Genomic DNA, 20,729 nt, shown 5'->3' with positions numbered 1-20,729 from the left:
CTTCCTGATCCCCCCAGATCCCCCTCCGAAAGCCCTGACGCACGCTAGACCCGCCGTGCCGCGGAAAGGTTGCACGGAGGCGTGGGTTTTTCTTTCAGACGGCGTGGCGCGTGAAGCGGGCCGCCGTCTCCGCAAGGACCTCGCGGCCGTCGCGCGCCCACAGGCCGTCGTTGAACAGTTCGACCTCGATGGGCCCGGAGTAGCCCTGCTCCTCCACCAGACGGCGCCAGTACCGCATGTCGATCGAGCCGTCACCGATCTGCCCGCGCCCGTTGAGCACGCCTTCCGGCAGCGGCGTCGTCCAGTCCGCGAGCTGGAACGTGGCGATACGTCCCTGCGCACCGGCCCGCGCGAGCTGCGCGGGCGCCCGGTCGTCCCACCAGATGTGGTACGTGTCCACGCAGACGCCGACCTGGTGCGCGGGGAACCGCTCGGCGATGTCCAGGGCCTGGGCGAGGGTGGAGACGACGCAGCGGTCCGCCGCGTACATCGGGTGCAGCGGCTCGATGGCCAGCCGGACGCCGTGCTCGGCGGCGTACGGGGCGAGTTCGCCGAGCGCGTCGGCGATCCGCTCCCGCGCGCCCGCCAAGTCGTACGAACCGGCCGGGAGGCCGCCGGAGACGAGGACCAGGACGTCCGTGCCGAGGATGGCGGCCTCGTCGACGGCGCGCTTGTTGTCCTCGACGGCGGCCTTGCGGTCGGCGGGGTCGACGGCGGTGAGGAAGCCGCCGCGGCAGTGCGTGGAGACGCTGAGGCCCGCGTCGCTCAGCAGTGTGGCCGCCGCTTCGACGCCGTACGCCTGGACCGGTTCGCGCCAGGTGCCGACGTGCCGGACGCCCATTTGTTCGCAGGCGGCGACCAGTTCGGGCAGGCCGAGCTGTTTGACCGTCATCTGGTTGACGGAGAAGCGGGGGTCGGCGGTGCTCATGAGGTGACTCCGTACACGGCGAGCAGGTTCTTCATGCGGGCCTCGGCGAGCGCCGGGTCGGGGAACAGGCCGAGGCCGTCGGCGAGTTCGTAGGCCCGCGCGACGTGCGGCAGCGAGCGGGCCGACTGGAGGCCGCCGACCATCGCGAAGTGGTCCTGGTGGCCCGCGAGCCAGGCGAGGAGGACGACGCCGGTCTTGTAGAAGCGCGTCGGTGCCTGGAAGAGGTGGCGGGACAACTCGACCGTGGGGTCGAGGAGTTCGCGGAACCCCTTCGCGTCGCCGGTGTCCAGGACCCGGACCGCCTGCGCGGCGAGCGGCCCCAGCGGGTCGAAGATGCCGAGCAGCGCGTGGCTGAAGCCGTGGTCGTCACCGGCGATCAGCTCGGGGTAGTTGAAGTCGTCGCCGGTGTAGCAGCGCACGCCGTGCGGGAGACGGCGGCGCAGCTCGACCTCGCGGCGGGCGTCCAGCAGTGACACCTTGATGCCGTCGACCTTGTCGGGGTGGGCGGCGATGACCTCCAGGAAGGTCTCCGTCGCGGCGTCCAGGTCGGCGGAGCCCCAGTAGCCCTCCAGGGCCGGGTCGAACATGGGGCCGAGCCAGTGCAGGACGACCGGTTCGGTGGCCTGGCGCAGCAGGTGGCCGTAGACCTCCAGGTAGTCCTCGGGGCCCTCGGCGACGGCGGCCAGGGCGCGGGACGCCATGAGGATCGCCTGTGCGCCCGTCCCCTCCACGAGCGCGAGCTGCTCCTCGTAGGCGGCGCGCACGGTCGCCAGGTCCCCGGCGGGTCCGGTGAGCTGGTCGGTGCCGACGCCGCACGCGATGCGCCCGCCGACGGCCCTGGCCTCGGCGGCGGAGCGCCGGATGAGTTCGGCGGCGCCCGCCCAGTCCAGGCCCATGCCGCGCTGCGCGGTGTCCATGGCCTCGGCGACGCCGAGCCCGTGCGACCACAGGTGGCGGCGGAAGGCGAGGGTGGCGTCCCAGTCGACGGCGGCCGGTGAGTCGGGGCTGGTGTCGGCGAACGGGTCGGCGACGACGTGCGCCGCCGAGTAGACGACCCGGGAGGTGAACGGGGCGCCGGTGTCGAGGGCGAGCGGCGTCGTCCGCGGCTCGTAGGTCCGCAACCGGCCCGAGCTGTCGGGGAGTTCGATGGTCACAGCGTGATCTCCGGGACGTCGATGCGGCGGCCCTCGGCGGACGACTTGAGGCCCAGCTCGGCGAGTTGCACGCCACGGGCTCCGGCCAGCAGGTCCCAGTGGTAGGGCGCGTCGGTGTAGACGTGCTTGAGGAACAGCTCCCACTGCGCCTTGAAGCCGTTGTCGAACTCGGCGTTGTCGGGCACCTCCTGCCACTGGTCGCGGAAGGAGTAGGTGGCCGGGATGTCCGGGTTCCATACCGGCTTCGGCGTCGAACTGCGGTGCTGTACGCGGCAGTCGCGCAGACCGGCGACGGCGGAGCCCTCGGTGCCGTCGACCTGGAACTCCACGAGTTCGTCGCGGTTGACGCGTACCGCCCACGAGGAGTTGATCTGTGCGACGGCGCCGCCGTCCAGCTCGAAGATGCCGTACGCGGCGTCGTCGGCGGTGGCGTCGTAGGGCTTGCCGTCCTCGTCCCAGCGCTGCGGGATGTGCGTGGTGATCAGCGCCTGCACGGAGGCGACCCGGCCGAACAGCTCGTGCAGCACGTACTCCCAGTGCGGGAACATGTCGACGACGATGCCGCCGCCGTCCTCGGAGCGGTAGTTCCAGCTCGGGCGCTGCGCCTCCTGCCAGTCGCCCTCGAAGACCCAGTAGCCGAACTCGCCGCGCACGGAGAGGATCCGGCCGAAGAAGCCGCCGTCGATGAGGCGCTTCAGCTTGAGCAGGCCCGGCAGGAAGATCTTGTCCTGGACGACGCCGGACTTGATGCCCGCGTCCTTGGCGAGGCGGGCGAGCTCCAGGGCACCGTCGAGGCCGGTGGCGGTCGGCTTCTCGGTGTAGACGTGCTTGCCCGCGGCGATCGCCTTCTTGATCGCTTCCTCGCGCGCGGAGGTCACCTGCGCGTCGAAGTAGATGTCGATCGAGTCGTCGGCGAGGACGGCGTCGAGGTCGGTGGAGATGTTCTCCCGCCCGAGGCCGTGCTTCTCGGCGAGCGCCCGCAGGGCGTGCTCTCGGCGGCCGACGAGGACCGGCTCGGGCCACAGCACCGTACCGTCGCCGAGATCGAGTCCGCCCTGGTCACGCAGGGCGAGCAGAGAGCGGACGAGGTGCTGGCGGTAGCCCATGCGCCCCGTCACACCGTTCATGGCGATGCGCACCGTCTTGCGTGTCACGTGAGTCCCTTCGTCCTTCATCCATCGGCCGCGCCCGCCGAGACGTGCGTAGCAAGCGCTTTCTATCTGGAAAGAAGCTAGCCTCTGCACAGCCGCTCGGACAAGAGCGGATACGAGACGGGGTCCGCCGAGTCCACAACGGGCCCGGCCGTTGACGGAGGATGACTCGATGACCGTGACCCTGGCGGACGTGGCCGCCCGCGCGCAGGTGTCCCCCGCCACCGTCTCGCGCGTGCTGAACGGCAACTACCCGGTAGCCGCCGCCACGCGCGAGCGGGTGCTCAAGGCCGTGGACGAACTGGACTACGTGCTCAACGGCCCGGCCAGCGCCCTCGCCGCGGCCACCTCCGACCTGGTCGGCGTCCTCGTCAACGACATCGCCGACCCGTTCTTCGGGATCATGGCGTCCGCGGTGCAGTCGGAGATCGTCGGACCCGGCGGCCGGGCCGGCGGGGAACGGCTCGCGGTGGTCTGCAACACGGGCGGCTCCCCCGAGCGGGAGCTGACCTATCTGACGCTGCTGCAACGCCAGCGGGCGGCGGCGGTCGTCCTGACGGGCGGCGCCATCGAGGACGAGGCGCACGTCGCGGCGGTGGCGGCCAAGCTGCGGCGGCTTGCGGACGCGGGCACGCGGGTCGTGCTGTGCGGACGCCCGCCGGTGCCGGGGACGGACGCGGCGGCCCTGACCTTCGACAACCGGGGCGGGGCGCGGGAGCTGACGCACCACCTGCTCTCGCTCGGGCACCGCCGGATCGGCTACGTGGCGGGCCCCCAGGAGCGCACGACGACCCGGCACCGCCTGGAGGGGCACCGCGAGGCGCTGGCGGAGGCGGGCGTGAGCGACGCGGACGACCTGGTGGCGCACGGCCCCTACGACCGTGCGGCGGGCCATGCGGCGACCGTGGAACTCCTGCGCAGAGAGCCCCGGTTGACGGCGGTCGTCGCGGCGAACGACACGGTGGCGCTCGGCGCGTGCGCGGCGCTGCGGGAGGCGGGCCTGCGCATCCCCGAGGACGTCTCGGTGGCGGGCTTCGACGACCTGCCGTTCAGCGTGGACGCGGTCCCCGCGCTGACGACGGTCCGCCTCCCGCTGGCCGAGGCGGCGGCGCGGGCGGGCCGCATCGCGATGGGCCGGGAGACGCAGCCGCCGGGCGGGCTCGACGTCGTACGCGGTGAGCTGATGGTGCGCGGGTCGACGGGGGCGCCGCGCGGCGCGTGAACCCGGTGGGCGCCCGCGCCGCCGCCGCACCGGGCCGGTGCGGACCGGTGGCGGCGACGGCGACCCGCCTACACGTGGCGGCGGCGCCCCCGTTCCTGGAGCGGGAACTGCTGGTCCTCGCCCGGGAACGTCGGCTCGGGAAGGGTGGCCACCTCCTTCTTGGCCTGTTCCAGTTGCGCCGCCGTGTCGCCCGGCAGGCGGGGCGGGCGCGGCGTGGCGTGGGAGAAGCGGAACGCCGAGGTCAGGTCGCCGAAGGTGGACCGGCGCCAGTCGGTGATGTTGGGCTCCCGCACGCCCGTGAACTTCTCCAGGAACTGGAGCGCCGAGGTGTGGTCGAAGGTCTCGGAGGCCACCCAGCCGCCGACCGTCCACGGCGAGACGATGATCGCCGGGACGCGGAAGCCGCCGCCGATGGGCAGCCCCTGGATGAACTCGTCGGGCGTGCCCGCCGGGGGTGTGGGCGGTGGCACGTGGTCGAAGAGGCCGTCGTTCTCGTCGTAGTTGAGGATGAAGGCCGTCTTCGCCCAGACCTTCGGGTTGGAGGCGATCGCCTCGATCTTCCGGGCCACGAAGTCGGCGCCCGCCGCGGGCAGGTAGTCGGGGTGCTCGGACTGGTAGCCGGTCGGCATGATCCAGCTCACGGTCGGCAGCCGGTCGTTGCGGGCGTCGTCCTCGAAGGTGCCCTCGGGCTGGGGTCGCATCCCGCGCTCGTAGAGTTCCGAGCCGGGTTGCGCGTCCCTGAAGGACGCGAACTGCTCCAGCAGGTTGCAGCCGTAGTCGTCCTCCTGCTGGTAGACCTTCCAGCTCACGCCCGCGGCCTGGAGGCGTTCGGCGTACGTCGTCCAGCGGTACGGCTCGGGCGCCTTGTTGGTGAGGACCGGTCCGCCCAGGGTGCCGGACGGGTCGATCGTGCCCGTCATCCAGTAGAGCCGGTTGGGCCAGGTCGGGCCGAAGACCGAGCAGAAGTAGTGGTCGCAGATGGTGAAGGTCTCCGCGAGGGCGAACTGGAACGGTATGTCCTTGCGCGTGTAGTACCCCATCACGTACGGGCCGTTGACGCCGTCTGCCTTGCGGTGGGCCGGGAGCCAGCGGTCCATGGCGCCGTTGTTCCACGCCTCGTGCTGCACGGACCAGGCGTGGCTCGTGGAGGGGATGGCCTGGGCGCTGGTCGCGTGCGTGTCCAGGTGGAAGGGGAGGAGGTAGCCCTTCGGGTTCTCCTCGTCGGGCTGGTAGAACACCGAGCGGCCGTTGCTCAGCGTCATGGCCTTCGGGTCGTTGAAGCCGCGGACGCCCTTGAGCGTGCCGAAGTAGTGGTCGAAGGACCGGTTCTCCTGCATCAGCATCACGACGTGCTCGATGTCGCGCAGCGAGCCCTTGCGGGGCGGCCCGGCGGCGACCGCCTTCTGCACGCTGGGCGGCAGGAACGAGAGCGCGGCGGCGCCGCCGACGGCGCCTGCCGCGGAGCCGAGGAGTCTGCGTCGGGTCAGTTCGGCCATGGGGTCCCCTGGGGGTGAGATGGCTGGACGGGCGGTTCGGGCATGCGAACGGCCCGTGAGGGACGGGCCGTTGCACCACTGTGCGCGCCGCCTGACGTGCGGCGGAGGGGGCGGACGGTGAAATCGGGGCCAACGTGCGGGAAGGGGTTGGCCAACCCATGGGCTGTCTTTGAACCGCTATACCTGCCATAGACACGGACTTGACTCACGGAGGACACGCGCGACGCCTCCGGATGGCGGAACCCCGGACGCGGGTGCGTGAGGTGCGTACGGGACGCAGCGCCCCCGTGCGCGCTCCGGGCGGCACCGCTGAGTGAGGCGCGGGAGCGCGGGTAGGGTCCGCCCCATGAAACTGGCGTTCTCCACTCTCGGTGTCCCCGGCCGCCCGCTGGCCGACGTCCTCCACCTCGCGACCACGCACGGTTACCACGGCGTGGAGCTGCGCGCGCACCCCGAGGAGCCGGTCCACCCGGGCCTCGATCCGGCCGCGCGCACCGAGGTGACCGCCGCGTTCAAGGCCGCGGGCGTCGAGATCCTGAGCGTCGCGGGGTACGCGCGCGTCGCCGCGCCCGGCGACGACGCCCCCGTCCTCGACGAGGTCCGGGCCCTCATCGACCTCGCCCGCGACCTGGGCGCCCCGTTCGTGCGGGTCTTCCCCGGCGGCGGGGACGACCTCGACGAGGCGGGGCGCGCGGAGGCCGACGCGAGGGCGGCGGGCCGTCTCGGGGTCGCCGCCGAGTACGCGGCGGACCGCGACGTCCGCGTACTGCTGGAGACGCACGACTCGCACCGCACCGGGGCGGACGCCTCCCGCGTCATCGGCCCGGTCGGCCACCGCAACGTGGGCGTGCTGTGGGACGTCATGCACACCTGGCTGGGCGGCGAGCAGCCCTCCGTCTCCTACGCGGCGCTCTCCCCCTATCTCGGCTATGTGCAGGTCAAGGACATCGCGGGCCCCGACGACACGACGCCGCTGCCGCTCGGCGCGGGGGCGCTGCCGCTGGGCGAGTGCGTGGAGGTGCTCAGCCGGGAGGGCTGGGACGGCTGGCTGTGCTGGGAGTACGAGGCCCGCTGGTACGAGTCGGCGGCGCCGCTTCCCGGGCTGCTCGCCGAGGGCCGGGAGCATCTGGCCCGGCTGCTCAACGAGTCGGCGTAGCGTGCGGCTCCGGCACCCCGTCCGCCCGGCCGCGGAGGGTCGCGCCGACCGCCGTCCGCGGTGCGTCTGCGCGCGGCTGCTCAAGGAGTCGGCGTAGCGTGCGGCTCCGGCACCCCGTCCGCCCGGCCGCGGAGGGTCGCGCCGACCGCCATCCGCGGTGCGTCTGCGCGCGGCTGCTCAACGAGTCGGCGTAGGGTGCGGCTCCGGCACCCCGTCCGCCCGGCCGCGGAGGGTCGCGCCGGCCGCCGTCCACGGTGCGTCAGCGCGCGGCTGCTCAACGAGTCGGCGTAGCGTGCGGCTCCGGCGCCCCGTCCGCCCGGCCGCGGAGGGTCGCGCCGACCGCCGTCCGCGGTGCGTCTGCGCGCGGCTGCTCGCGCCTTTTCGGGGGCCTGCGCGCTGACGTCAGCGCCACGCCCGCCACCAGGAGCGTCGCCGCGCACCAGCGCAGCGGGGTGACGGACTCGTGCCGGAAGAGGGCCGCCGACGACATCCCGAACACCGGGACGAGCAGCGAGTACGGGGGCGACCGTCGAGGCGTCGTAGCGGTGCAGGAGGCGGCTCCAGACGCTGAAGCCGAGGAGCGTGGTGACGAGGGCCACGTAGCTGATCGCGCCGCTGCCCGCCCCGGCCGGGGTGGAGCAGGCCGTGCTCGGCTCGGACCTGTGCGACCTGCTCGTCCCGGCCGGGCATCCGCCGGCCGGGCGGACCGCCGTGCGGCGGGAGAGGCTCGGCGGGGAGCGCTGGGTGTCGCAGCCGCCGGGGCGGGTCTGCCACGACTGGCCGATGCGCACGATGCGCTCCGCCGGGTTCGAGCCGGACATCGCGCACCAGGCCGACGAGAACCCGACGCTGGTCGCGCTGGTCGCCGCCGGTCTCGGGGTCGCGGTCGTCCCCCGGCTCGGGCGGGGCGTCTTGGCGGCGGGCGTCGTGGTGGTGGGCCTCGATCCCGTGCCGCGCCGACGGGTCTGCGCCCTGTGGCGGACCGGGATGTCGGGCCGTCCGGCGATCACCGAGACAGTGCGGGCCCTGCGCGCCCACGGCCGCGCCTGCCTGACACCCTGGTGCCCCCCCAGCCCCTCGCGCCCCGACTTCCCGGAACCTTCGGGGAGAGGGGAACCCGCGCGCGGTCCGGCCCGTCCAAGCGGCACGCTGCCGTGAGTCTCCGCAGAGCGGTGTCGGCCTCGCTGCCGGCTGCGAACGCTGACCACCCTCTCCGCCGCCTGCGGTCGGCAGCACGCCGTCACCGGTACGCCCCTCCGAACAGTGCCGGTGACGGCCCCTTCCACGTCAGCCCCCTTGACTGGCAGAAACTTTCCCGATATCCGTGACGCGCGGAAGTTTTTTTCACCCTGTTCGATCCCAGCTCGTGCCCTGCTCCGCGCCTCCCTCCGGAAGGAGCGCAAGTGCACCACCGCCAGTCCAGCAAGGGTTTCTCCAGACGTACGCTGCTCGCCGCCACCACCGTCGGCGTCACCGCGGCCGGCCTGAGCGCCGCACCCGCCCGGGCCACCACCGGCACCGACAAGGCGAACAAGCCCAGCAAGACAGACAAGCAACTGAAGAAGCTCATCTCCGGGATGTCCCTGGAGGAGAAGGTCGGCCAGCTCTTCGTGATGCGGGTGTACGGCCACTCGGCGACCGCCCCCGACCAGGCCGACATCGACGCCAATCTCAAGGAGATCGGCGTCCGCACCGCGGCCGAGATGATCGACAAGTACAAGCTCGGCGGCATCATCTACTTCGCCTGGGCGCACAACGTCCGCGACCCGCACCAGATCGCCGACCTGAGCAACGGCATCCAGACGGCCGGTCTGCGACAGCCCTCCCGGATCCCCCTGCTGGTCTCCACCGACCAGGAACACGGCATAGTGGCCAGGGTCGGCAAGCCCGCCACCCTGCTCCCGGGCGCGATGGCGCTGGGCGCGGGCGGCTCCCGCACCGACGCGCGCGCGGCGGGCCGGATCGCCGGTGCCGAACTGCGCGCCCTCGGCATCAACCAGGACTACGCCCCCGACGCCGACGTCAACATCAACCCGGCCAACCCCGTGATCGGCGTGCGGTCCTTCGGCGCGGACCCGGCGGCGGTGGCCCGGCTCGCCGCCGCCCAGGTCGAGGGGTACCAGTCGGCCCGCGTCGCCGCCACGGCCAAGCACTTCCCCGGCCACGGCGACACGGCGACCGACAGCCACACGGGCCTCCCGGTGATCTCGCACACCCGCGAGCAGTGGGAGCGGCTCGACGCCCCGTCGTTCAAGGCGGTGATCGCCGCCGGGATCGACTCGATCATGACCGCCCACATCGTCGTACCGGCCCTCGACCCGGCGGAGGACCCGGCGACGCTCTCCCGCCCGATCCTCACCGGCATCCTGCGCGAGCAGCTCGGCTACGACGGTGTCGTGATCACCGACTCGCTCGGCATGGAGGGCGTCCGCTCGAAGTACGGCGACGCCCGCGTCCCGGTGCTCGCGCTGAAGGCGGGCGTCGACCAGTTGCTCAACCCGCCCTCCCTTGACGTCTCCTGGAACGCCGTACTCCAGGCGGTGCGCGGCGGCGAGCTGACCGAGGAGCGCCTGGACGCCTCGATCCTGCGCATCCTGCGCCTCAAGACCAAGCTGGGACTCTTCGAGGACCCGTACGTCACCGGGCGCGGCGTCGACCGCACGGTGGGGACCCGCGCCCATCTGGCGGCGGCCGACCGGATCGCCGAGCGCACGACGACGCTCCTGGTCAACAAGGACCGGCTGCTGCCCCTGAACCGGCGCACCCACAAAAACGTCCTCGTGCTCGGCGCCAACCCGGCCTCGCCCTCGCTCAGCGACGGCCCGCCGACCACGGTGCTCGGCGCGGCCCTCACCGAACAGGGCTTCGCCACGACGGTCCTGCCCACCGGCACGGCGCCCGGCCGGGCGGTCATCGACCAGGCGGTGGCGGCGGCCGAGGGCAAGGACGCGGTGCTCATCGGCACGTACAACGTCGCGGCCGGCAGCGCCCAGCAGGCCCTGGTGAACGCGGTCGCCGCGACGGGCGTGCCGGTGGTCACGCTGTCCTTGCGCAACCCCTACGACGTGGCCCACCTGGGCGCGGCGCAGGCCCACGTGGCGGCGTACTCGTGGATAGACGTCGAGCTGCGGGCGGCGGTGCGGGTGCTCGCGGGGCGGGCGGAGCCGCGCGGCAAGCTGCCGGTGCCGGTGCAGAAGGCCGACGACCCGACCCAGGTGCTCTACCCGATCGGCTACGGCCTGGGGTACTGAACCGGGCGCACCGGGCGTACGCCGCACCTGTGGCGCACCACCCCCAACTGGCGCAAACCCCCGTGCCCCTCTGGCGTGCGCCCGCCGCGGCGGGTCACGCTGGCCGGGTACTCGGGGGGACTGCCATGTTCGCGCGGACGGTCGGGGTGGTGTGCGCGGCGCCGGCACTGGCGCTCGCACTGGTCGGGTGTCAGGCCCTGTCGGGGTCCGGGGGCGAGCCCGCGAGACCTTCGGCGCCGCAGTCGGCGCGCCATCCCTCCGGTCACGGGGCGGTCTTCCTCGCGGTGGGCGAGTGCGGTTCACGGGGGCGCACGTCGTTCGACGAGGTGCCCTGCGGCAGTGAGAGCGCCGTGGCGCGGGTCGCCGCCCGGTTCGAGGGCGGGGCGACGGTGGGCCCGGCGTGTCCGCCCCGCACCGATTTCGTCCTGCACATCAGCGAGGACCGGCCGGCCTCCGACGAGAACGGCGACGGGACCGTCGCCCGCGGTTACGCCTGCATGCGCAACCTGGAGGAGCCGCATCCCGGTGATCCGGGCGCCGGAGGCGGTCCCCGCACGATCGTCGGCGACTGCGTGTACACGGCGGGCGAGGGGCGGGTCCGGGAGACCGCGTGCGACGGGTCGGGCGAGCGCGCGCCGCAGTACCGCGTCCGCTCCGCGGTGCCCGCCCGCCCGGACTGTCCCGCGTCCACGGCTCTGTACGTCGCGCTCGGCGGGTCCTTCCCGGTGGGGTGCGCGGTGCGGGTGTGAAAGAGGCGGTGCGGGTGCGAAAGAGGGGGCCGCCTATCGCGGCCCCCTCTTCCTCAGGCGTCCGCCGTCACGGGCGGAGGGTGAACTTCCGGGCGCCGTCCACCCGGTCGAGCTTCGCGTCGTGCGGCGCCTTGGCCGTCGTACCGGACAGGCCGGCCCAGGCGAGGATGCGCGAGGTGGCGAGGGCCTTGTCGTCGGCGTCGAGACCGGCGACGTTGGCTCCGTGGTTGGCGTGCGGGGCCGTCAGGACGTAGCTGTCCCGGGCACCGGCGCCGAGGCGGAAGCGCTCCGCGCCCCACGGGTCGTTCTCGCCGTAGACGTACAGCATCCGGGTCGCGTGGTGGCGCACCCAGGTGTCGACGTCCCGCATCGCGCGCGGCTGGAACGTCATCGGGATGGACCGCGGGACGAAGTCGCGCGGCGGCTGGTAGCCGTAGCGCGACAGCTTGCCGAGCCAGGGCTGGCGGATGTCGGGCGAGCCGAGCTGGGTGCCCGCCTGGTAGTAGTACGGCGTGTACTGCTCCAGGCCCTGGTCGGCGTAGGACGACCAGCCGCCGACCGCGTCGACGTAGTCGAACAGCGCCTGGTCGGTGACGGTCGCGGCGTCGGGCACGTCGGCGCAGGCCGACTCGGGCTGGTACTGCCAGAAGCCCCACACGAGGTCCAGGACGGTCGCCTCGTACGCCTTGTCCAGCGAACCGACCGTGTTCACGGTGTAGTTGTTGGCCGCGAGGTACTCCTTGTACTTCTTCTCCAGGGCGTCCCGGCGCACCAGCGTCTCGCGCTGCACCTTCTGGAGGGCGACGCGGCAGTCCTTCGGGCCGACGTTCCCGAGGAAGCGGTCGTAGGCGGAGTCCTCGTCGTTGACGACGTCGTTCGGGGCGACGTAGGCGACGACGCCGTCCATGTCGCGCGGATAGAAGCGCTCGTAGTACGTGGCGGTCATGCCGCCCTTCGAGCCGCCGGTGGTCAGCCAGTTCTGGCCGTAGACCGGCTTGAGGGCCTGGTAGATGCGGTGCTGGTCACTGGCGGCCTGCCAGATGTCGAGCTTCGACCAGTCGGCGGGCTGCGGCCTCGACGGGGTGAAGAAGCGGTACTCGACGGAGACCTGGTTGCCGTCGACGATGCGGGTGGGCTCGCTGCGCGAGGGGTTCGTCGAGACGTTGTAGCCGCTGGTGAACATGACCGTCGGGCGGCCGACGTCCTTGTGCAGCACGGTGATGCGCTGCTGGAAGGTGCCCTTGGACGGGTGCCGGTGGTCGACCGGCTGGGTGTAGTTGAGGACGAAGTAGCGGTAGCCGGTGTACGGCTTCTCCTCGATGAGGCTCATGCCGGGTACGGCGAGGAGCCGGTCCTTGATGTCGGCGTTGTCGGCGGCGGTGGCCCCGGCGCCGGCCGGGCCGGCCGCGGTCGCCGTGGATATTCCGGCCGCGCTCACCGTGCCTATGAGCACCACGAGCGACAGCAGCCATCTGAGCGCTTTGCGCATACACCCTCCCCTGGAGTTACACAGTGCCCCGGAAACTATCGGAGCGATTCGCGCACCACCAGGGGTACTTGGTGTTCGCTCAGCGCGGCTTTCGGCACGGGTTCAGCACAGAATCCAACCCGAACTGACCGATTTCGATCCCACGTGCCCTTTCACCCGGACGCAGCGGTGCCCGGCGTGCACCGTGACGGGCCCGGCGTGGTGGGTGAAGCGGCCCGAGTCGACGACGGCCCGGCTGCCGCGGGCCTGGACGCTGACCGACATGCTCTGCCGGACGCCCGTGCGCTTGGCGAGGGTGACCGCGCACACATAGCCGCGGCTCTTGTAGACGACGGCCCTGCCGGTGGCGAACGGCAGGGTGCGGACCTTGTGCCCGGTGCACAGCGCGGCGGCGTGCGCGCCGCCCACCCCGGGCCCCGCGACGACCAGCAGCGTGGACGAGAGCAGCGCGGTCAGCGCGAGCACCAGCACCCGGCGCAGCCCCCGGGCACCTATGTCGCCGTCCTCACCTCTTCGCACCGCAGTCCCTCCCGTCGCATCGGCACCAGCGTACTGATGAACGGACGCGGCGGACGGCCCGCGTGGTTGCGCGGGAGCCCGCCCACCGCCGCGTACCGGCCATCACACCGCGGTGGTGGCGTCCTCGCCCACGAAGGTCCGCCACAGGGCGGCGTACGCGCCGTCACGGCGCAGCAGCTCCTCGTGCGTCCCGTCCTCGGCGACCCGGCCGTGGTCCATCACCACGACCCGGTCGGCGCGGGCCGCCGTCGTCAGGCGGTGGGCGACGACGAGGGTGGTGCGCTTGCCGGCGATACGGTCGGTGGCCTGGTTGACCTGCGCCTCCGTGGCGAGGTCGAGGGCGGCCGTGGCCTCGTCGAGCAGAAGGATGTCCGGGTCGACGAGTTCGGCCCTGGCCAGGGCGATGAGCTGGCGCTGGCCCGCGGAGAGGTTGCGGCCGCGCTCGGCGACCTCGTGCAGGTAGCCGCCGTCCAGGGTGGCGATCATGTCGTGCGCGCCGACCGCCCTGGCCGCCGCCTCGACCTGCGCGTCACTGGCGTCGGGCCGCCCGTAGGCGATGGCGTCGCGGACCGTGCCCTGGAAGAGGTAGGCCTCCTGCGGGACGACGCCGAGGCGGTGCCGGTAGCTCGTCAGGTCCAGATCGCGCAGGTCGGTGCCGTCGATCAGGACCCGGCCGCCGGTCGGGTCGTAGAACCGGGCGACCAGCTTGACCAGCGTCGACTTGCCCGCGCCGGTCTCACCGACGAAGGCGACGGTCTGCCCGGCGGGGATGTGCAGCGCCACGCCGCTGAGCGCGGTCTCCGGCTCGTCGGTGGCGCCGTACGCGAAGTCGACGTCCTCGAAGGTGATCTCGCCGCGCAGGGAACGCACCTCGCGGGGTTCCCGAGCGGCCTTGGTCGACGTCGGTTCGCGCAGCAGTTCCTGGATGCGGCCGAGCGAGACGGTCGCCTGCTGGTAGCCGTCGAAGACCTGCGAGAGCTGCTGCACGGGCGCGAAGAACAGGTCGATGTAGAGGAGGTAGGCGACGAGCGCGCCGGTCGTCAGCGTGCCCGCGTCGACCCGGTGGGCGCCCACCATCAGCACGGCAGCCGCCGCCACCGACGACAGGAGCTGCACGAACGGGAAGTAGACGGAGATCAGCCACTGGCCGCGGATACGGGCCTGGCGGTAGCTCTCGCTGCCCTCGGCGAACCGCTCCCGGCCACCCCTCTCGCGCCGGAACGCCTGCACGATCCGCAGCCCGGCGACGGACTCCTGGAGGTCGGCGTTGACGACGGAGACCCGCTCGCGCGCCAGCTCGTACGCCTTCACGCTGGAACGCCGGAAGAAGAACGTGCCGATGATCAGCGGCGGCAGCGTCGCGAAGACGACGAGCGCGAGCTGTACGTCGATGACGAGCAGCGTGACCATGATGCCGAAGAACGTGACGACGGAGACGAACGCGGTGACCAGGCCCGTCTGGAGGAACGTCGACAGGGCGTCCACGTCCGTCGTCATCCGGGTCATGATCCGCCCGGTCAACTCCCGCTCGTAGTAGTCGAGGCCGAGCCGCTGGAGCTGGGAGAAGATCTTGAGCCGGAGCGAGTAGAGAACCCGCTCCCCCGTCCGTCCGGTCATCCGGGTCTCGCCGGTCTGCGCGGCCCACTGCACGAGCACGGCGAGCAGCGCGAGCGCCGAGGCCGTCCAGACGGCGCCGAGCGCCATCTGCGAGACGCCCTCGTCGATGCCGTGCCGGATGAGGATGGGCAGCAGCAAACCGACGCCCGCGTCGACGGCCACGAGCCCGAGGCTGACCAGGAGCGCCGCCCCGAACCCGCGCAGGAGCCTGCGCAGCCCGTAGGAGTCCTCGGGGGTGACGGCCCGCGCCTCGTCGATGCCGGGGGTGTCGGTGGCGGGCGGCAGCGCCTCCACCTGCGCGAGCAGTTCGGGTGTCGCGGGCATCCCGGCGAGGGCCGGGTCCTTGCGGTCCGCTGCGTCGTCGGTGTCGTCAGTGTCGTCGGTGTCCCGGGTCCACAGCCTGGGGGTGACACCCCGCTCGGCGTCGAACTCGGCGTCCAGCTCGTCGCGGACCGAGGTGTCCTCGGGCTGCCCGGCCGGGGGCGTCACGTGCCCGGGCGAGACCCCGCCGAGCTCGTCGGGGTCGGTCAGCAGGCGCCGGTAGAGCGCGGAGTTCGCCTCCAGCTCCTCGTGGGTGCCGACGGCGGCGAGTCGGCCGCCGTCCAGGACGGCGATGCGGTCGGCGAGGCCGAGGGTGGAGCGGCGGTGGGCGATGAGGAGGGTGGTGCGGCCCGCCATGACGCCGCGCAGCGCCTCGTGGATCTCGTGCTCCACGCGCGCGTCGACGGCGGACGTGGCGTCGTCGAGGACGAGCAGGCGCGGGTCGGTGAGGATGGCGCGGGCGAGCGCGAGGCGCTGGCGCTGGCCGCCGGAGAGGGTGAGTCCCTGCTCGCCGACCTTGGTGTCGTACCCGTCGGGCAGCTCGGCGATGAACCGGTCGGCCCGCGCCGCGCGCACGGCCGCCTCGATCTGCTCGTCGGTGGCGTCCGGGGCGCCGTAGGCGAGGTTGGCGCGCACGGTGTCGGAGAAGAGGAAGGAGTCCTCGGGCACGAGGCCGATCGCGGCGCGCAGCGAGTCCAGGGTCAGCTCGCGCACGTCGTGCCCGCCGATGAGGACGGCGCCGCGCGTGACGTCGTAGAAGCGGGGCAGCAGCAGCGAGACGGTGGACTTGCCGGAGCCGGAGGAGCCGACGACGGCGAGGGTCTCGCCCGCCCGGATCTCGAAGGAGAGTCCGTCGAGTACGGGCCGGTCGCCGCCCGCGTACTCGAAGGCGACGTCGTCGAACTCGACGGTCGCGGGGGCGTCGGCGGGCAGTTCCTTCGTCCCGTCCTGGAGGGACGGTTCGGTGTCGATGAGTTCGAGGACGCGCTCGACGCCCGCGCGGGCCTGCTGTCCGACGGTGAGCACCATGGCGAGCATGCGTACGGGCCCGACGAGCTGGGCGAGGTAGGAGGAGAACGCCACGAACGTGCCGAGCGTGATCTGTCCGCGCACGGCCAGCCAGCCGCCGAGGGCCAGCATGGCGACCTGACCGAGGGCGGGGACGGCCTGGAGCGCGGGTGTGTACCGGGAGTTGAGCCGGATCGTCCGCAGGCGCCCGGCGAACAGGCGCCGCCCGACCTCCCGCAGCTTCCCGGTCTCCTGCTCCTCCTGCCCGAAGCCCTTGACGACGCGGACGCCGCTGACGGCGCCGTCGACGACCCCGGCGACGGCGGCGGCCTGCGCCTGCGCGTACCAGGTGGCGGGGTGCAGCCGGGAGCGGCTGCGCTTGGCGATGAACCAGAGGGCGGGGGCGACCGCGAGCGCGACGAGGGTGAGCGGCAGGGACAGCCACGCCATGATCCCGAGCGAGATCACGAAGAGCAGGATGTTCCCGATGGTCATGGGAAGCATGAAGAGCAGGCTCTGGATGAGCTGGAGGTCGCTGGTGGCGCGGCCGACGACCTGCCCGGTGGACAGCTCGTCCTGGCGCCGTCCGTCGAGCCGGGTGATCGTCCCGTACATCTCGGTGCGCAGGTCGTGCTGGACGTCGAGAGCGAGCCGTCCGCCGTAGTAGCGGCGGATGTAGGTCAGTACGTACACCACGACGGCGGCGCCGACGAGCACACCGGCCCACGTCCCCATGGACCGCGAATGGTCCCCGATGACGTCGTCGATGATGACCTTGGTGATCAGCGGGACGAGCGCCATGACGGCCATACCGCCGAGCGAGGCACCCAGCGCGAGCAGGACGTCCTTGGGATACCGCCACGCGTATCCCGCGAGCCTCCGTGCCCAGCCCTGTTTCTCCGCCACGCCTCTGCCTCTCGCCGCACCACTCGGTCCTGACCTGCCGAAGGGCCAACGCGAGGCGGTACGGATTTCATCCCGCCGCAACAATCGGGGGGCGGCCGGGCTCGCCGCGGCGCATCCAGTTGTGTCACACAACCGACCCGGAATGTTCACCCAAACACTACGTGTCCATGTCACTCTACGCGGGTTGTCCCCGAGTCAACCCGCGTAGAACGGACGGACCCCCATGCCCCGGATCCATATACGCACCGCCGCCCTCACGACAGCCGCGCTCCTCGCCGCCGTCGCCCTCCCCACGGCCACCGCGGGCCCCGCTTCCGCGACGACGACCGCGTACGACTCCACGTACTACAAGAACGCGATCGGCAAGACGGGGGCGAGCCTCAAGTCCTCACTCCACACGATCATCAGCAGCCAGACCAAGATCTCGTACTCGGCGGTCTGGAACGCCCTGAAGGTCACCGACCAGGACCCGAACAACAGCAACAACGTGATCCTGCTCTACAGCGGCGTCTCCCGGGCCAAGTCCCTCAACGGCGGCGACCTCGGCGACTGGAACCGCGAGCACACCTGGGCCAAGTCCCACGGCGACTTCGGCGAGGTCACCGGCCCCGGCACCGACCTGCACCACCTGCGCCCCGCGGACGTCCAGGTCAACAGCGTCCGCGGCAACAAGGACTTCGACAACGGCGGCAGCACCGTCTCGGGCGGCGGCGGCAGCCTCACCGACTCCGACTCCTTCGAGCCGCGCGACGCGGACAAGGGCGACGTGGCCCGCATGATCCTCTACATGGCCGTGCGCTACGACGGCGGCGACGGCTTCGCCGACCTGGAGCCCAACGAGAAGGTCAACAACGGCAGCGCGGCCTACATCGGCAAACTCTCCGTCCTCAAGCAGTGGAGCGACGAGGACCCGCCGAGCGCCTTCGAGGAGAAGCGCAACCAGGTCATCTACGACACCTACCAGCACAACCGCAACCCGTTCATCGACCACCCGGAGTGGGTGGAGTCGATCTGGTAGGGGCGGCCGGTTCGTCCCGTCAGACGGCCGGGCGACCGCCTGGATCGTGCGTCGGCGCGAACATCCGCAGCCGCGCCGGCAGCACGACCACGTTCGGCCCCGGCGCGGCGAGTGCGGCCGTCAGGTCGTCCCGCAGCGCCTCCGGCGACGTGCGCACCGCCGGTACGCCGAAGGACTCGGCCAGGGCCACGAAGTCCGGGCCGGTCAGTTCCGTGCCCTCGGTCGCGCCGTACGCGTCCGTCATGTATTCACGCAGGATGCCGTAGCCGCCGTCGTCGACGATCAGCCAGGTGACGTTCGCCGTCTCCTGCTTCGCCGTGGCGAGTTCGGCGAGGGAGTACAGGGCGCCGCCGTCCCCGCTGACCGCGAGGACGGGGGTCGTCGGGTCGGCCGCGGCGGCGCCGAGTGCGGCCGGGAAGGCGTATCCGAGGCCGCCCGCGCCCTGCGCCGAGTGCATCGGGCCCGGCCATGCCGACCAGGCCCAGTACGCCAGGATCGTCATGTCCCAGAAGGACGGGGAGCGAGGCGGGAGCGCGGCGCGGACCGCGCTCAACACCGCCTGTGCCAGGGCGAGTTCCTGACCGTCCAGGCGGGAGCGTACGGCGGCGAGGACCTGGGCCACGCGGTCCGGCGCCCCGGCGTCCGTGCGTTCCCCGGTCGTCTCCAGGAGCGCCTGGAGCGCGAGGCGGGCGTCCGCGTGGATGCCGAGGGCCGGGTGGTTGGACTCCAGTTTTCCGACGTCCGCCTCGATCTGGATGATCCGGCCTCGCGGGGTGAACGTGTGGTAGTTCGAGGACAGTTCGCCGAGCCCGGAGCCGACCACGAGCAGGACGTCGGCGTCCTCAAGGAACTCCGTCACGTGCCGGTCCTCCAGCCACGACTGGAGAGAGAGCGGGTGCTCCCAGGGGAAGGCGCCCTTGCCGCCGAACGTGCACACCACCGGGGCGGACACCTTCTCGGCGAGCGCGCGCAGCTTGCCCGCCGCGTCCGCGCGGATCACGCCGCCGCCCGCGATGATCGCCGGGCGTTCGGCGCGGGCCAGCAGGTCCGCCGCCACGGCGGTGAGTTCGGGCGTCGGCGCCAGTTCGTGCGGGAACGCGTCCACCGGTGTGAGGACGGGCAGCGACGCGGGCGCCAGCAGCACGTCCTGCGGGATCTCCACGTACACCGGGCCGTGCGGCACGCTCAGCGCCGACTCCCAGGCCGCCGCGATCGCCGACGGGATCTGCGACTGCGTACGGACGGCGTGGACCGACTTGACCACGCCCCTGAACGCGGCCTGCTGGTCGGGGAGTTCGTGAAGATAGCCGCGGCGGCCACCGCCGAGCCCCGCGACCGGGACCTGGCTCGCCACCACGAGGACCGGCGCCGAGGCCGCCGCCGCCTCCTGGAGCGCGGGCAGCGTCATCAGGGCGCCGGGGCCCGTCGACACGAACAGCGGGGCGACCTCACCCGTCACCCTGCCGTACGCGTCCGCCGCGAACCCCGCGTTCTGCTCCGTGCGCAGCCCCACGTACCGCAGCGGACCGCAGCGGCGCAGCGCGTCGAAGAGGCCGAGGGCGTGCTGTCCCGGCAGGCCGAAGACGGTGGACGCGCCGAGACCCGCGAGTGCCTCCACGACGAGGTCGCCGCCGGTGCGTCCCGGTGGCGGGTTGAGCGCCGCCTCGGTCTGGCGGGGCGTGGGGCGCAGGACGAGGTCGTGGTCGTGGGTCATCGGGCGTCACTCCTCAGCGGTTCAGGAGGCCGTACGGGACTCCGCGATCTGGCGGGACATGATCGTCGTCAGCTCGTACGCGGTGTGCGAGGCGGCGACGGCGGTGATCTCCGCGTGATCGTACGCGGGCGCCACCTCGACGACGTCGGCCGAGACGAGATTGCAGGAGGCCAGGCCGCGCAGGATCTCCAGCAACTCGCGGGAGGTCATGCCGCCCGCTTCGGGAGTGCCGGTACCGGGCGCGTGGGCCGGGTCGAGACAGTCGATGTCGATGGAGATGTAGAGCGGGCGGTCGCCGATGCGCTGGCGGAGCTGGTCGGCGACCTCGTCGGCGCCCCGGCGGTAGATGTCCGCCGAGGTGACGATGCCGAAGCCCATCTTCTCGTCGTCGGTGAGGTCCTGCTTGCCGTAGAGCGGGCCGCGCGTGCCCACGTGGGACAGGGCGGACGTGTCGAGGATGCCTTCCTCCACGGCGCGGCGGAACGGCGTGCCGTGCGTGTACTCGGCCCCGAAGTAGGTGTCCCACGTGTCGAGGTGCGCGTCGAAGTGGAGCAGCGCGACCGGGCCGTGCTTCTTGGCGACGGAACGGAGCAGCGGCAGCGCGATGGTGTGGTCGCCGCCGAGCGTCATCATGCGGGCGCCGGAGCCGAGCAGGTCGTCGGCGGCGGCCTCGATCGTCTCGACGGCCTCGTTGATGTTGAACGGGTTCGCGGCGATGTCACCGGCGTCCGCGACCTGGGCAAGCGCGAAGGGGGACGCGTCCTGTGCCGGGTTGTAGGGGCGCAGGAGGCGGGACGCCTCGCGGATCGCGTTGCCGCCGAAGCGGGCGCCGGGCCGGTAGGAGACGCCGGTGTCGAAGGGCACGCCGACCACGGCCACGTCGGCCGTCCCGACCTCGTCCAGGCGCGGCAGGCGGGCGAAGGTCGCGGGGCCCGCGTAGCGCGGGACGCGGGAGGAGTCGATCGGGCCGCGGGGCGTGGACTGGGGGCCGGTGGTCATGGCGTGCCTTTCGGATACGTACGTAGGGGAT

Annotated in this window: 14 protein-coding genes and 1 pseudogene; 6 read left to right on the top strand and 9 right to left on the bottom strand. The window is 72.5% G+C overall.

Annotation, left to right across the window (positions count from 1 at the left end):
* Window positions 1–94: 94 nt before the first annotated feature.
* The 3 genes from ACIRF8_RS03745 to ACIRF8_RS03735 are packed head-to-tail and all read right to left on the bottom strand — an operon-like array spanning window position 95 to window position 3,236.
* Entirely contained in the window at window positions 95–928 is an 834-nt protein-coding gene (locus tag ACIRF8_RS03745; RefSeq protein ID WP_404210473.1) for a sugar phosphate isomerase/epimerase family protein, read from the bottom strand.
* Window positions 925–2,082 (bottom strand): dihydrodipicolinate synthase family protein, encoded by a 1,158-nt coding sequence (locus ACIRF8_RS03740; protein WP_404210471.1) that lies wholly within the window; start codon window positions 2,080–2,082, stop codon window positions 925–927. The genes ACIRF8_RS03745 and ACIRF8_RS03740 overlap by 4 nt, the downstream gene beginning before the upstream one ends.
* The gene (locus ACIRF8_RS03735; RefSeq protein ID WP_404210469.1) at window positions 2,079–3,236 is read right to left on the bottom strand and encodes a Gfo/Idh/MocA family protein; all 1,158 of its coding nucleotides are present in this window, start codon (window positions 3,234–3,236) and stop codon (window positions 2,079–2,081) included. The genes ACIRF8_RS03740 and ACIRF8_RS03735 overlap by 4 nt, the downstream gene beginning before the upstream one ends.
* A 169-nt stretch (window positions 3,237–3,405) precedes the next feature.
* Between ACIRF8_RS03735 and ACIRF8_RS03730 the strand changes: the two genes are divergently transcribed.
* Window positions 3,406–4,455 (top strand): LacI family DNA-binding transcriptional regulator, encoded by a 1,050-nt coding sequence (locus tag ACIRF8_RS03730; protein WP_404210467.1) that lies wholly within the window; start codon window positions 3,406–3,408, stop codon window positions 4,453–4,455.
* A 68-nt stretch (window positions 4,456–4,523) separates the two neighbouring features.
* Here the strand turns inward: ACIRF8_RS03730 and ACIRF8_RS03725 are convergent, their stop codons facing one another.
* On the bottom strand, window positions 4,524–5,951 hold the full coding sequence (locus ACIRF8_RS03725) for an alkaline phosphatase family protein (RefSeq protein WP_404210465.1): 1,428 nt from the start codon (window positions 5,949–5,951) through the stop codon (window positions 4,524–4,526).
* Between the two features lie 346 nt (window positions 5,952–6,297).
* Here ACIRF8_RS03725 and ACIRF8_RS03720 point away from each other — a divergent pair, with 346 nt between their 5' ends.
* The 4 genes and pseudogenes from ACIRF8_RS03720 (at window position 6,298) to ACIRF8_RS03705 (ending at window position 11,107) form a co-directional block, all read left to right on the top strand.
* Entirely contained in the window at window positions 6,298–7,107 is an 810-nt protein-coding gene (locus ACIRF8_RS03720; RefSeq protein WP_404210463.1) for a sugar phosphate isomerase/epimerase family protein, read from the top strand.
* 606 nt (window positions 7,108–7,713) lie between these two features.
* Window positions 7,714–8,265, top strand: a pseudogene (locus ACIRF8_RS03715) (LysR substrate-binding domain-containing protein); the annotation flags it as partial.
* A 245-nt stretch (window positions 8,266–8,510) separates the two neighbouring features.
* Window positions 8,511–10,358, top strand: a complete 1,848-nt coding sequence (locus tag ACIRF8_RS03710; RefSeq protein ID WP_404210462.1) for a glycoside hydrolase family 3 protein — start codon at window positions 8,511–8,513, stop codon at window positions 10,356–10,358.
* Between the two features lie 125 nt (window positions 10,359–10,483).
* Entirely contained in the window at window positions 10,484–11,107 is a 624-nt protein-coding gene (locus ACIRF8_RS03705) for a hypothetical protein (protein WP_404210460.1), read from the top strand.
* A 67-nt stretch (window positions 11,108–11,174) separates the two neighbouring features.
* On the opposite strand, the gene ACIRF8_RS03700 is transcribed toward ACIRF8_RS03705, so the two are convergent.
* From ACIRF8_RS03700 to ACIRF8_RS03690, 3 genes are all read right to left on the bottom strand, one after another.
* Window positions 11,175–12,596 carry a S28 family serine protease gene (locus ACIRF8_RS03700; protein ID WP_404210458.1) on the bottom strand — a complete coding sequence of 474 codons (1,422 nt, stop codon included), beginning with the start codon at window positions 12,594–12,596 and terminating at the stop codon, window positions 11,175–11,177.
* 102 nt (window positions 12,597–12,698) lie between these two features.
* Window positions 12,699–13,115 (bottom strand): hypothetical protein, encoded by a 417-nt coding sequence (locus ACIRF8_RS03695; protein ID WP_404210456.1) that lies wholly within the window; start codon window positions 13,113–13,115, stop codon window positions 12,699–12,701.
* Between the two features lie 102 nt (window positions 13,116–13,217).
* A complete protein-coding gene (locus ACIRF8_RS03690; RefSeq protein WP_404210454.1) occupies window positions 13,218–16,967 on the bottom strand; it encodes an ABC transporter ATP-binding protein in 3,750 nt (1,249 codons plus the stop codon).
* Window positions 16,968–17,190: 223 nt separating this feature from the next.
* On the opposite strand from ACIRF8_RS03690, the gene ACIRF8_RS03685 reads away from it, so the two are divergent.
* Window positions 17,191–17,985, top strand: coding sequence for an endonuclease I family protein (locus ACIRF8_RS03685; RefSeq protein WP_404210452.1), 795 nt, complete (start codon window positions 17,191–17,193; stop codon window positions 17,983–17,985).
* Window positions 17,986–18,004: 19 nt separating this feature from the next.
* Here ACIRF8_RS03685 and ACIRF8_RS03680 read toward each other — a convergent pair whose 3' ends face one another.
* Together ACIRF8_RS03680 and speB are read right to left on the bottom strand one after the other, a co-directional pair.
* Complete coding sequence (locus tag ACIRF8_RS03680) at window positions 18,005–19,699, bottom strand: thiamine pyrophosphate-binding protein (RefSeq protein WP_404210450.1); 1,695 nt, start codon at window positions 19,697–19,699, stop codon at window positions 18,005–18,007.
* 21 nt (window positions 19,700–19,720) lie between these two features.
* Window positions 19,721–20,698, bottom strand: coding sequence for an agmatinase (gene speB, locus ACIRF8_RS03675; RefSeq protein ID WP_404210448.1), 978 nt, complete (start codon window positions 20,696–20,698; stop codon window positions 19,721–19,723).
* Window positions 20,699–20,729: the final 31 nt, after the last annotated feature.

The organism is Streptomyces sp. NPDC102406, assembly GCF_044765725.1.
GTDB lineage: Bacteria > Actinomycetota > Actinomycetes > Streptomycetales > Streptomycetaceae > Streptomyces.
This window is presented reverse-complemented; position numbering and strand designations above follow the sequence as displayed.

Coding starts and splice junctions, on each gene's coding strand:
- ACIRF8_RS03745 (WP_404210473.1), bottom strand. CDS start 928: ATGAGCACCGCCGACCCCCGCTTCTCCGTCAACCAGATGACGGTCAAA.
- ACIRF8_RS03730 (WP_404210467.1), top strand. CDS start 3,406: ATGACCGTGACCCTGGCGGACGTGGCCGCCCGCGCGCAGGTGTCCCCC.
- ACIRF8_RS03725 (WP_404210465.1), bottom strand. CDS start 5,951: ATGGCCGAACTGACCCGACGCAGACTCCTCGGCTCCGCGGCAGGCGCC.
- ACIRF8_RS03720 (WP_404210463.1), top strand. CDS start 6,298: ATGAAACTGGCGTTCTCCACTCTCGGTGTCCCCGGCCGCCCGCTGGCC.
- ACIRF8_RS03705 (WP_404210460.1), top strand. CDS start 10,484: ATGTTCGCGCGGACGGTCGGGGTGGTGTGCGCGGCGCCGGCACTGGCG.
- ACIRF8_RS03700 (WP_404210458.1), bottom strand. CDS start 12,596: ATGCGCAAAGCGCTCAGATGGCTGCTGTCGCTCGTGGTGCTCATAGGC.
- ACIRF8_RS03685 (WP_404210452.1), top strand. CDS start 17,191: ATGCCCCGGATCCATATACGCACCGCCGCCCTCACGACAGCCGCGCTC.
- ACIRF8_RS03680 (WP_404210450.1), bottom strand. CDS start 19,699: ATGACCCACGACCACGACCTCGTCCTGCGCCCCACGCCCCGCCAGACC.
- speB (WP_404210448.1), bottom strand. CDS start 20,698: ATGACCACCGGCCCCCAGTCCACGCCCCGCGGCCCGATCGACTCCTCC.